The sequence below is a fragment of the Methylobacterium iners genome (assembly GCF_022179305.1).
Lineage (GTDB): Bacteria > Pseudomonadota > Alphaproteobacteria > Rhizobiales > Beijerinckiaceae > Methylobacterium > Methylobacterium iners.
Genome location: NZ_BPQP01000046.1, coordinates 1 through 12,404 on the forward strand (window position 1 = coordinate 1; position 12,404 = coordinate 12,404).

Sequence of the window (12,404 nt, forward strand, 5' to 3'; positions counted from 1 at the left end):
AGGATGTGCTCGGATCACAGACCTCCCCCCAACAATCCTCAGTCCCTACTTGGTAGGACCTCCTTATACGGCTGAGGCAGTGTAGTCTCGACCTAAACTTTAGTAGGTTGAGACAAAAAAGGCCCCCGTAGGGGCCTTCTCCGAAAAGCTTAGCAGCCCTCCTTGGTGACCGTCTTACGGTCACCGGCCGCGTTCTCCTTTGAAACCGTGGTCGATCCGCAATCGACCTTACGATCCCGGACAACCGTGCCAGTGGTCTCGCGGGATTCGATTGTGGTCGAGGTGGAAGGACGGCTGCGCTCCTCGATCACTGTGGTCTGCGCGATCACCGGGGTCGCGAGCAGGAGGGCACCAAGCAGAAGCGTCTTACGCATGTTCAGTTCTCCATCATGTTCAACAGAGCACGAACGCCTACGCTTCTACGAGGGTTCCTTTTTCTTTAGCTGAGCACCAGGGTACGCATCCCCCGCAACCTGCACCGATTGCAGCCTAAAGATTGTCTAACTCCTAGGTTCTTTTTTGAATTTCTATCTCAAACTCCCCAGCGCAGCAAAAACTTAATAGCAGGATTGGTCCTCTGTAAGTCTAGCCAATGACTTATGAATTATTCTGTATTGAGCCGATCTACCTGAGTGTTATGGTACAAGTATGCTGGATGCCTGAAGGAATGCTTGGCTGGCACTTACGAGGGGGTCTCGGGCATTGTCATCGACAAGCCAGTGTGCTGCTTCCACGAGACCGGGCAGATAAGCAAGAAAGAGCGGTCAAAGGCGATGTACTTGCGAGCCAAGTTGCGCAAGGCTGGTGTCCTCGACGTGCTCCTGCTGCGAAAAGCGGTTCAGAAACTGACAAAACGCGAGTTCGGCTAGTGAACGCGACCTTGGAGAGGCTGGCAGGAACGAACACAGAGCATCGGCTAGAAGCTTGGTCGTTGACGCGCAAGCTTGGGATCGACCGTCCTTCTCGCGCTCCGCCCTGCTCACGAATACGTGAGGCTCCATGAGACTGAAAGTTAACCCTGTCGCAAGGGGCTGCGGCTTAGGACCTCCAATTAATTTTGAGTTCCGAGACCCTCGATGCGCATCCGAACCAAGCTCTTTGCTGTCCTGACTGCGCTTGGGTTGGTATCCCTCACCGTTGCGGGACTTGGGGTCACCACCCTGCGGACCTTCAATGGCTCCGTTGAGGAAGTGAAGTCTGCCTCCGTCCGCGCTCTCTACAGCGAACGGCTAAACCGGCTCGTGACGGCCAGCGTCATGGATGCACGTGGCATCTACGCTGCGAAGGATACCTCTGAAGCGCGCAAGTTTGCCGATGGGCTCTTGACGAGCCTTGGCAGCATCGATGCTCTGCTCAATCAGTGGCAACCGCTCGTGCCTGAGCAGGATCGCGCCCTGTTCGATGCTGTGGTCCGTGATGCGGCGTCGTTCAGGACGTTCCGCACAGAGACAGTACGGCTCGGAACAGAGGTCTCCCCGCAAGCGGCCAATGTGCAGGGTAATAACGAAGCGAACCGTGCCAACCGCAAGGCGTTCCAGACTAGCATCGATGCACTAACGCAGCACAGTCAAGCTGAGGTCGAAGCCATCGATGCCAGCACTGATGCCCTCTACGAGCAGCGTCTCTGGCTCCTGATCTGCTTGGCCCTGGGTGGCACGACGGCTGCGCTCGTCATTGGCGGCTTCATCGGACACCGGCAAATCGCCCAGCCTTTGCAGGTCGTGACAGAGGCGATCCAGGCGCTTGCCAGCGGCAACTATGCACTGCCTGCGCTTCGCCAAAGCCGAGACGAGATCGGGGACATTGCCCGCAGCATGGAGGTGTTTGCGAAAGCCATGCGGGATGCCGACGAGCTTCGTACCGCGCAGGCAGAGGGTGAGCGGACACTTGCCCGTCAGCGCAAAGCCGAGATGCACGACCTTGCCAACCGGTTCGAGGGCAGTGTGGGCCAACTCGTGCAGCATCTCTCGACGGCGGCTCAGGGCATGGAGGTGAGTGCCCGCGCCATGACTGGCAGTGCCGAGGAGACGAACGTTCAGTCCCAAACAGTGTCGGCAGCGGCTGAGCAGACCTCATCCAACGTGCAATCCGTAGCGAGCGCGACCGAGCAGTTGGCCGCTTCTGCCAATGAAATCGGTTCACAGGTCCTGCAAACCTCACACGCAGCCGCCAAGGCCGTGGAGAACGCCAAGCAGACCCGCTCCCGCGTGCAGGTACTCTCCACGGGCGCGCACAGAATTGGTGACGTGGTCACTCTGATCCGAAGCGTTGCCGAGCAGACGAACCTGCTGGCCCTGAACGCTACCATCGAAGCGGCGCGAGCGGGCGAAGCGGGCCGTGGCTTTGCGGTGGTTGCGTCCGAGGTCAAGGCCCTTGCTGCGCAGACGGCGCGAGCGACGGACGACATCTCCTCACAGATCGGTGCGATCCAGGGCGCAACCGAGGAGGTGGTCTCAGCCATCGACGCGATCAGCAGCGGGATCGAGGAGGTCTACCGGATCGCGACAACAGTTGCCGCTGCTGTTGAGGAGCAGCAGGCGGCAACTCAGGAGATTGCGCGAAACGTGAGCGAGGCTGCGCAGGGAACCCAGGATGTGAGCCGTACCATCGTAGCGGTACAGGGGACTGCGACTTGCGTCGGGTCCGAGGCTTCTCAGGTTCTAGCTTCCGCAGGAGCGCTCGCACGGAACGCCTCCGTCCTCAGCCAGGAAGTCGATGCCTTCCTCAGGACTGTGCGCGCTGCCTGAGCTTGGGCGCAGAAGGTTTAAGGAAAGCGGTGACCGTGCAGGTCACCCCAGCCGGATCGAAGGACAATGTGACCTCGCCTTCAAGCGCGTCCCGCAAGGCGCGCTCGATCAGCTTCGAGCCAAAGCCACGTCGTGTCGGCGGGATCACAGTCGGTCCGCCCGCTTCCCGCCACTCAAGATGAAGCCAGCGGCCGTCTCGGCGTCGCCGCATGCTCCAGACCACCTCGACTCGACCGGTGATAACGGAGAGTGCACCGTACTTGGCCGCGTTGGTGCCAAGCTCGTGCAGCGCCATCGAGAGCGCCAGCATCTGTCGGGGTGTCAGGTGTACGGAAGGTCCCGCGACGTGAACCCGGTCAGGAGCAGCACGTTCCGCGTGAAGTAACAGCGCGCCTTCAACCACTTGCCTGACTGTGGCTCCCGACCAACTCTCGTCCATGAGGAGGGCGTGCGACCGGCCAAGAGCCGCGATTCGTGCCGTGAGCGCCTCGCGCGCACCCTCGACCGACACCTCGCCGCGCAGCGTTTGGTTGACCATGGCCTGGACCAGCGCGAGCGAGTTCTTCAGCCGGTGACCTAGCTCGGCCATCACCAGCTTCTGCTGCTCGCAATGAGCCACGAGACGCGCGTTCTCTCGCTCCAGCTTGGCGATCTGCCTACCGGGCGCATCTGGCCCGGCAGCCATAAAGTCTGCCAGCATCAGCAGCACGGTCTCCGTATCATCCCAGTGTGACGAGGGAGCGCCGCGAAGCGACGTGAGATCGAGGTGTTCCATCTGCCTGTCCCCGCGACTTCAGGGCTCGGTTGAGCCCATAGCAACCCGTTCGGCTGCCCCCCTCTGTCGCGGTACCTGGGAGCCGAGAAGCCCGGTTCAGGGCCTCTCGCCTCTTTGGTGGACGCACGGTCTGCGCCGCACTCCAGATCGTCCAACCCTATGCGATTGTGCCTTGAAGCTTCCGGGGGCGGTCGCTCCATGACGCCATAACCAGCAACAACTGGCCTGGGCTCTCCCACAAGGTCCTGTAAGGACACGAGGAGGCTTGCACACCAAATCGGGCCTGACAATAGGTTTTCGTGTGTCGGATTTCGTACATACCCGTCGAGTCTCGCCGCGATTGACACGCAGAAATCTTCTGTGACTACTACGACACGGCTTTGGCCACGCTTGAGCATCTTTCCTAGTCAGAGACCGCTAGGCTTGCCTTCTAAAGGTATGATCCATTTCGTTTCACGACAGCGGGACAGCGCATGTCGAATGATCCGCCTCCTGAGCGCGCTGATTTGAGACACGAGGCTGCGCGCTATCGTGCCCTCATCCTTGATCAGGGCGGGCGCGTTCTCACGATGACGGCAATCAGCGCGGAAAGTGACGACATTGCCATCGAGGCCGCGAAGTCGATGGTGGACGGCCATGCCGTCGAATTATGGGATGGCGTGCGGTTCATCGAGAACTTTGCACCCGCTGAGTAGTCTCAGCCCAACATCGCCGCAGCAAACCCGGAAGTGCAACCCTTCACTCCGGTTTGTTGTTGAAGTTGCGACCGTCAGTCTTTCAGAGCATCTGTATGGTTTAGCTTCGAGTGCAGCACCATGGCGCGCTACTTCTTCGACGTGCATAGGGACGGCCTGTCCCACTGGGACGATGAGGGCGCTGAATGCGAGGGCCGAGATGGCATCGTTGTTCATGCCGCCAAGCTTCTTGCTGAAGTTTCTGAAAAGTATTCTGGGAACAAGGTGGGTCATGCTGTTGTGGCTTCCGTGCGCGACAGTTCGGGCAAGTTCATTTGTACAGCGACGCTTAGCGCAAGGACCGGTTTGCGGATGCAGTGGACGACCTCCCTACAGGACCATCTACGCTCTGTGGCTAAACAAGGATAAGCTGTGCCTTCATCTAGGCTGACGATGTAAAAACAGAAGGCCGCTTGGTAAGCTGCGGGCGAGAGGCGGATTGCTACGATACGGTTGGAAAGACCTATCGCCTCTCAATGGGAGGTTTAGGTGCGAAATGGCTTGGACAGAACCGTGCCCGTTCTGCTCTTGTGGGCTGAGGAAGGTGCTCATCCCACGGCTAAGCACTTTGAGGTTGCCCAACCGCACCCGACCCTGGGGCCTGAAGCGTGGTCACTCCTTGAGATGGCGGTTGCCTATGCCCTGAATACGTCACGCGATGACGGGTGTGTCCCATGGATCAGGGTCGGCGACGAGATCATCGGACCAGACCGCCTGCGAGGGCTGCACGCAGCCAGCGCCTATATCAGCGCTTGATAGGGCAGTGCGCGACGCCCGAACTCAACGCCCAGGGCCGACTTTCGCTCAGGCTGCTCGTAGCAGGTCGATGTCTCTGACCGTTTGATCCCGCAGAACATGGAGCCTGGACAGCAAGGCGTCGTACTCCGCTCCTGCCTCGCAGGCGAGTTCCACCTCAGAGCAGAGCCGCGACAGTTCGGAGAAGCCGAGCATTCCGCTCATCGACACCATCGAGTGGGCTGAACGGGCGAGTTCCTCGCGAGTAGGGCGAGCAGCCTCACCAAAGCGGGTCTCTAGCTCTTCAGCCAAGGTCCCCAGCAGCCTTCTTGTTGTCTCAGGTCCCATCATCGCTGCGATGTCGCCGAACACCTCGCGATCCATTGTGGCGGTAGAGGTCCGCACCTGATCCGGTGCCCTGGTCGCCCACCGCTCAATCGCCTCCAGCAACGTGTCGCGTCTGAAGGGCTTACCGACGTGATCGTTCATGCCAGCAGCCCGGAAGGCCGACACCTGCTGAGGCAGCACGTTAGCTGTGAGCGCCACGATGGGCACGGAGGCGCTCGGATGCTCCAGCGCACGGATATGCCGAGTGGCCGTAAGCCCATCCATGCCGGGCATCTGCACGTCCATCAGCACGAGATCGTAGCTCTTCGTCTGGATTGCCCGGATTGCTTCCGCACCGCTGGCCGCAACATCGACCTCGTGCCCCGCCCGTCGCAGGATCGCACAGGCAAGCTCCTGATTGAGCACAACATCCTCAACCAGCAGAAGCCGACGGCTGTCTCGATCTACGGCCGCGTCTACCGACTGGGGCTGCACCAGTGCGAGTGTCTCGGTTCTTGGCAGCGCAACCTCGAACCAGAAGGTCGAGCCGTGACCTTCCTCGCTCTCGACGCCGATCTCGCCACCCATCAACTCCACCAGCCGCTTCGAGATCGCCAGCCCTAAACCGGTGCCGCCGAACTCGCGCTGGATGGTGCCGTCCACCTGCGAGAAGCGCTCGAACAGGAGGTGACGCTTGGAAGCTGGGATGCCGATGCCGGTGTCCTGCACAGCAAAGCGTAGGCGACAGGGGTCTGCGTCCTTGGACGGCATCGTGACAGACAGGGTGACGCTACCCTTGGCCGTGAACTTGATGGCGTTGTTGAGCAGGTTCAGCAGCACCTGCCGCAAGCGGTTCTGATCACCGCTGAGGTAGGCAGGCAGGCCCGCATCAGCCTCGATGCGCAATGAGACGTGTTTCTGCTCGGCACTGGCGCGCACGATAGAAGCTGTGTTGTCGATCAACGTCTCCAGCGCGAACGGCTCAGGCAGGAGCATGATCTGCCCGGCTTCGATCTTGGAGAAGTCGAGGATGTCGTTGACGACCGTCAGCAAGGCGCTGCCCGCACTCTGCACGCGCTCTGCATACTGGCGGGCTGCGGGTCCGAGTTCCGGCTGCTCCAGCAGAAGGTCCGTGTATCCGAGAATGCCGTTGAGCGGCGTCCTAATTTCGTGGCTCATGGTGGCTAAGAACTCACTCTTGGCCGCACTCGCCCGCTCTGCCTTTTCCCGTGCGCCCTGCTCGCGCAGCCTCACAAGCAGGTAAGCTCCCAGAAGGGCACAAACCAACGCGAGAATGCCAGTCAGACCGGCGACCGCTGTGGTGAGTTCCAGGCTCGCCTTCTCCTGTGCCCAGCGCTGCTTCAGGAGCAAGGACTGCCGCTCGTGCATGGAGCGGATCATCACCTCGATCCGCTCCATCAACTGCTGGCCCACGTCATCGCGGATTGCAGCGAAAGCCGAGATGCGATGGCGGCTGGCCAGAGCGATGGTTCGGGCAAGTTCGTCCAGTTTGGCCACCACAAGCATACGCAAGTCAGCCGCATGGGCGCGCTGATCGGGCTCGCGTATCTTCTCATCCAAATGGTCGAGGTTGACCCAGACACGAGGCACGCCAGCCTCATAAGTCTTCAGGTAGCGTTCCTGACCCGTGAGTAGGTAACCGCGCTGGCCGGTCTCGGCTGCCCGGATGCTCTCCAGGGTCTCCGAAGTGGTTTCAAGAACGTCAGCCAGCCGCGCGAACTCCACCCGGCTGTTAGCAAGGTAGCCGACGTTCAGAGTGAGCGTCGCGGCGCTGGCCAGCACAAGGAGAAGTGCAGCAAGCAAGGCAGCGACTCCGAGACCCGCCACGTTGCGCTTGTGGGCTGCATGCAGAAAGGCTCCCATGCGTCCAAGTACCTCAGAGCCAATCTCTGTGGGCCGAAGGACTACTACCTGAAGGTGAGCTAATTGCTAAGACACAGGAGTAGGTCGAGCTAGGGTTTAATCTGCGCTGGGAGGAGTGGGGCGGCGTCGCTGGCCTGCTCTGATCCTCGCGTAGGCTTAGGCTCCTCGCAAACCGACGCTCGCCGACGCCTTCATTGCCGATTCCGTTACAGCCCACTCAGACCACTCTCCCGCCACGAACGCCTCGGACGGCTACGGCTCGCTCTCGCTGCCACACTGTCCCGCTCACGTCCTCGTGAGGGGTTCGTCAACCTCTGGAGGATAACCTTTGTTGGCTCACACGCGTGTGGGCGTCAGCATCAGGAGCACCAATGCCGCCGCTTCCACCGAACGAGTTGGAGCGTGTCGGAGCCCTGCGCGATCTCCAAATCCTCGATACGCAGCCTGAGCCTCACTACGACGCCGTATGCAGCACGGCCGCTGCGCTGTTCTCGGTGCCCGTCGCCCTAATCTCGCTGATCGACGCCGACCGGCAGTGGTTCAAGGCTCGGTGCGGGATCGCGGCGGAGGAGACACCGCGCGATCTCGCGTTCTGCGCTTACGCCATCCTCACCGATGATGTCCTCGTGGTGGACGACGCCACGGCTGACCCCCGGTTCGCCAGCAATCCCCTGGTGACGGGTGAGCCCGGCATTCGCTTCTATGCTGGTGCGCCGCTCATCCTGCGCTCAGGAATTCGCCTCGGCACGTTGTGCGTCATCGACACGAAGCCTCGCACCTTTTCTGCTGTGCAGAAGGGCCAGCTTCAGAACTTTGCCCGGATCGTGGTTGCTCACGTCGAGCTTCACCGGGAACGCATGGCTTTGGATACTGCCCTCGCCGAGCGCACCCGCTCAGAAGCGCGGATCGCCGCCAGCGAGGCACGCTACCGCGTCCTGACGAACGCCTTGCCTCAGATGGTCTGGGTTATGACCGGCACGGACGGCAGCGCCATCTACACGAACGAGCAGTTCCGCTCCTACTATGGGGTGATCGGGTCGCAACGCGCGGAGCGCGTCAGTCGCAACCACCCAGACGACGCCGCGCACATGACGGCCGCCTGGGAGCAAGCCAGCCAGCACGAGCGGATGTACGCCGTCGAGGGGCGGCTGCGTCGGCATGACGGCCTATATCGCTGGCACAAGCTGATCATGATCCCGGTCCACCGCGACGGAAGCGTTGTCGAATGGATCGGCACAGCGCTGGACATCGAGGACATCGTCACAGCCCGCAACTCGCTGGAGCAGACGACCGATCTCCTGCGGTTTGCCCAGGAAGCGGCGGGAGCCGGTGTCTGGCAGTGGAACCTAGACGAGGCCACGGTCCGCAACTCACCCGAGAGCGCGCGCCTGCATGGACTTGCCACAGAGGTGGACACGACGGCATGGGTTGATGTCAGCGTGAAGACGTGGGCGGCCAGCGTCCACCCTGAGGACGTGGCGCAGGTTAAGGCTACGCACACGGCGGCGCTGCGCAGCGGCACGACCTACAAGGTTGAGTATCGCGTGAGGGACGCTGCGGTCGCTGAGGGCTACCGCTGGCTCATGAGCTTCAATCGCATCGTGCGTGACGAGGCGACAGGTCGGCCGCTGCGGGTCGTTGGCCTCGACCTCGACATCACCGAGCGCAAGGCTGCTGAGCAGCGCATCGCCTACATGGCCCGCCACGACGTGCTCACCGGCCTGCCCAACCGCACCGTGTTCCGCGAGCATCTGGAGCAGCGACTGTCAGAGGTGCGACGCGGTCGAGGTCGGGCGGCGCTGCTGTGTCTCGATCTCGACCGATTCAAGTCGGTCAACGATACGCTTGGCCACCTTGCTGGGGACGATCTGCTCTGCCAGATCGCAGGCCGTCTCAAGGCGACGTTGCGGGAAGGCGATGTCGTGGTGCGGCTTGGCGGCGACGAGTTCGCCATCATCGTCTCGCACCTCGATCATGCGCATCAGGCCAGTACGCTGGCGCAGCGGGTGATCGATGCTGTCGGACAGCCGCTTGATCTCGGTGGACACCTCGTGACCGTGGGTGTCACTGTTGGCATCGCTCTTGCCCCTGCAAACGGCATCGAAACGGACGCCCTGTTCAGGAACGCGGACCTCGCCCTCTATCGAGCCAAAGCTTCGTCGCGCAACACGTACTGCTTCTACGAAGCTGGAATGGATGCAGCCGTGGAGAAGCGGATGCAGCTTGAGATCGAGATGCGCGAGGCCGTCGTGTGCGGGGACTTTGCCCTGCACTACCAGCCCGTACTGCGGCTGGCGGACGAGCAGATTGTGGGCTTCGAGGCGCTGATGCGCTGGCCCCACCCAACGCGCGGGATGATCTCGCCTGAGGCGTTCATCCCGCTGGCGGAAGAGACCGGGCAGATCGTTCCGCTCGGCGATTGGGCTTTGCGGGAGGCATGCACCGAGGCGGCGTCCTGGCCCAATGATCTGCGGGTCGCCGTCAACGTCTCGGCCGTGCAGTTCCAACAGCCGGGGCTGGAGCAGAGCGTCGTGTCAGCCCTTGCGGCATCCGGCCTCGCACCGCATCGCCTGGAACTGGAGATCACCGAAAGTGTGCTCGTGCAGGATGCCGAGGCGGTGATCGCCTGTCTGCATCGTCTCAGGTCTGTGGGTGTCCGCATCGCGCTGGACGACTTCGGGACGGGCTACTCGTCGTTGAGCTACCTGCGACGCTTTCCTTTCGACAAGATCAAGATCGACCGGTCCTTCATCCGCGAGATCAGCGACCCCGATGCGGCGGCCATCGTGCGGGCGGTGGTGGGAATCGCCACGCATCTTGGTGCAAGCGTTACGGCCGAGGGTGTCGAGACAGTGGCGCAGCTAGAGCAGGTTCGACAGGAGGGCTGCACGGAGGTGCAGGGCTATCTGATCAGCCGCCCGCTCCTAACGGAGCAAGCGACGGAGTTCGCCAGAGGCGAGCGGGTCAGAGCAGCAGCTTGACCGTCGCATAGAAGCTCGCGCACAAACGACTTGTGTCTGTGACCGCATGTGAGTAGTTGACGGCTTATTGAGCCACTCTCTGCGCACGATCGTTAGTCCACAACGATACGAAGGCCTTTGAGACACAAAATATTGCCTACCTATATAATATAGCACGTTCTGGTTGAGATAAGTTGATAAAAGAACCGTAAGGTTCGACTTCTGGCAGAGCGGTGATCACATGTCTCAGAGCAATCTGTCTGAAGACGACTGCGCACATAAAGCGTGGCAGACGCTGCAAGACAATTCTATAACTGCCACACCCGATCACTATACGCTAATGTTTACTTACTTTAGCGACAGCAACGCAGAAGTCAGCAACCGTCTCGATGATCTCATCGATCAAGAAAAACCGCTCAGTGCTGAACTACTCTCAACCATCCATAAGGATTGCCTCACCGAGAATATCGAAGCGGATGTGCTGAGAAGCGGGTCTGAGGAGATTGCCCACGCTGCGCAACAGATGGTGGATGAAGTCTCTGCCAGTCACGGTCCACGCGCGGCCTATGGAGAGGCGTTGGATCACTGGGCCAGTCAACTGAATGAACGCACCACAGTTCAGGATTTACTCGAAGCCATGACGGCTCTGAGCCTGGAGACACGCAAAGCCAGCGAGCGCAATCGCGCCCTGGAGCGGCAGCTGAGTGCCTCTACTCAGCGTATTAGCAAGTTGCAGCAGACTCTTGTTGAGGTGAAGCAGGAGGCAAAGACCTGCTCGCTGACCGGCATTCCCAATCGCAAAGCCTTTGAGATCAAGCTGAGACGTTCCGTTGCGCAGGTCAAAGCGGACCCGTCGAACCAGTTCTGTCTGCTCATGCTGGATGTGGATCACTTCAAACACTTCAACGATACGCACGGGCATCGCACGGGTGATCACGTGCTGCGCCTCGTAGCGGGACTGCTCTCCGACAACATCAAGGGTAAGGACACGGCCGCTCGCTATGGCGGTGAAGAGTTCGCCATTCTGCTGGAAGGTGCAGACCTTCAGGCTGGCAAAGCGGTAGCTCGCGGGATTTGTGAGCGAATTGGCAAGCAGCGCCTTGTGAAGCGTGGCACAGGCGAGCAGGTTGGCCAGATCACAATGTCGATTGGCGTTGCACAGCACCTCGTAGGCGAGAGTGCGACAGCGATTGTCGAGCGGGCTGATGCGGCGTTGTACGAGGCCAAGCGCACCGGACGAAACAAGGTGTGCCTATCAGTGTGATGGCTTCACGCTGGCAGCACTGGCCGACCCATTCAAGGTTTCGATCCTAGCCTGTGCCGCCGCTTATCTACCGGTTTAGAGGCCGTCCCCCTTCAATTATCCCTTTATCGACATCGCTGGCCTGCTCTGATCCTCGCGTTCGCTTCGGCTCCTCGCAGTCCGACGCTCGCCGACGCCTTAGCACAGGTTACGCAGCAACCTACCGAGACTGATTTCCTTGATCACCCTGAGCGCCAATCTGCTCCCCGACCGTCAGCCTCGACCATCAGGGTGGGTCATATGGTAAGTGGGGCGAGGACTATAATGGTGACGTTTAGGAGCAGATGCACCGTACAGTAGTCAAGTGGCTCCCACGTAATAGACCCCAAACTAATCCACTTCGAATATAGCCGGATAAGCCACGGTGCGGATCGCGCAAATAAGCGTTTGAAATGTTGAAGCCGCAGGACCGATTGTGGAGAAAATCGCGCTGATTGGCGGAGTGGCGAGGAGGTGATCTTGAGGCTCAAAGTTCCTTTCCGAGATGCTTGATCACTTCGGGCTCAATAACGTGATCCAACGCGTCAATTGCTGCGCGTAGCTGCGAAGGTACCAGCCCTGAAGAGCACACCGCCAAGGCCAGCGTTGGCTTTACGTGGCCCATTAGCTCGGCAATAACGCTGCTGTTGACAGCCATCGAATACGTTGAGGCGCGCTCAAGGTAAGTCGCGAAGGACCGCCTGAAGCTATGGAAGTCCACCCCTCCCCCTTGCCCGAGGACCGCTTGCCGGAACGTGGCGTAGCGCTTCACGACGATCCAGCTTCGCTTCCCATCAGGCCCCGCAGGTGTGAGACCTGAGAACACCCATCCGTCCGACGAGCTTGCCATCCGTCTTTGGATCACTGGCCAAACGGCACGGTGAACCGGCATGATGCGACGGGCATTCTCGGTCTTGCCCTGCGGGATGCGGAATGCCTTCTGTGATCCGAGCACATCCT

9 protein-coding genes are annotated in these 12,404 nt (G+C 60.6%); 5 read left to right on the forward strand and 4 right to left on the reverse strand.

Annotated features, from left to right (window positions below):
* Positions 1-149: 149 nt before the first annotated feature.
* A complete protein-coding gene (locus MFF55_RS15015) occupies positions 150-374 on the reverse strand; it encodes a hypothetical protein (protein ID WP_238244915.1) in 225 nt (74 codons plus the stop codon).
* A gap of 702 nt (positions 375-1,076) precedes the next feature.
* Between MFF55_RS15015 and MFF55_RS15020 the strand changes: the two genes are divergently transcribed.
* Complete coding sequence (locus tag MFF55_RS15020; protein ID WP_238244916.1) at positions 1,077-2,747, forward strand: methyl-accepting chemotaxis protein; 1,671 nt, start codon at positions 1,077-1,079, stop codon at positions 2,745-2,747.
* On the opposite strand, the gene MFF55_RS15025 is transcribed toward MFF55_RS15020, so the two are convergent.
* On the reverse strand, positions 2,725-3,522 hold the full coding sequence (locus MFF55_RS15025) for a sensor histidine kinase (protein ID WP_238244917.1): 798 nt from the start codon (positions 3,520-3,522) through the stop codon (positions 2,725-2,727). The genes MFF55_RS15020 and MFF55_RS15025 overlap by 23 nt on opposite strands.
* Positions 3,523-3,995: 473 nt before the next feature.
* Here MFF55_RS15025 and MFF55_RS15030 point away from each other — a divergent pair, with 473 nt between their 5' ends.
* Together MFF55_RS15030 and MFF55_RS15035 are read left to right on the forward strand one after the other, a co-directional pair.
* On the forward strand, positions 3,996-4,217 hold the full coding sequence (locus MFF55_RS15030; RefSeq protein WP_238244918.1) for a hypothetical protein: 222 nt from the start codon (positions 3,996-3,998) through the stop codon (positions 4,215-4,217).
* 120 nt (positions 4,218-4,337) lie between these two features.
* Positions 4,338-4,625 (forward strand): DUF6894 family protein, encoded by a 288-nt coding sequence (locus MFF55_RS15035; RefSeq protein ID WP_238244919.1) that lies wholly within the window; start codon positions 4,338-4,340, stop codon positions 4,623-4,625.
* 435 nt (positions 4,626-5,060) lie between these two features.
* Here the strand turns inward: MFF55_RS15035 and MFF55_RS15040 are convergent, their stop codons facing one another.
* Positions 5,061-7,202 (reverse strand): ATP-binding protein, encoded by a 2,142-nt coding sequence (locus MFF55_RS15040; protein WP_238244920.1) that lies wholly within the window; start codon positions 7,200-7,202, stop codon positions 5,061-5,063.
* 371 nt (positions 7,203-7,573) lie between these two features.
* Between MFF55_RS15040 and MFF55_RS15045 the strand changes: the two genes are divergently transcribed.
* Both MFF55_RS15045 and MFF55_RS15050 read left to right on the forward strand, forming a co-directional pair.
* Positions 7,574-10,183: a sensor domain-containing phosphodiesterase gene (locus tag MFF55_RS15045; protein WP_238244921.1), complete on the forward strand. Its 2,610-nt coding sequence runs from the start codon at positions 7,574-7,576 to the stop codon at positions 10,181-10,183.
* Positions 10,184-10,403: 220 nt separating this feature from the next.
* Positions 10,404-11,426 carry a GGDEF domain-containing protein gene (locus MFF55_RS15050; protein ID WP_238244922.1) on the forward strand — a complete coding sequence of 341 codons (1,023 nt, stop codon included), beginning with the start codon at positions 10,404-10,406 and terminating at the stop codon, positions 11,424-11,426.
* A gap of 505 nt (positions 11,427-11,931) precedes the next feature.
* On the opposite strand, the gene MFF55_RS15055 is transcribed toward MFF55_RS15050, so the two are convergent.
* Positions 11,932-12,404, reverse strand: a 473-nt coding sequence (locus MFF55_RS15055; protein WP_238244923.1) for a site-specific integrase, incomplete at its 5' end; no start/stop codon positions are given.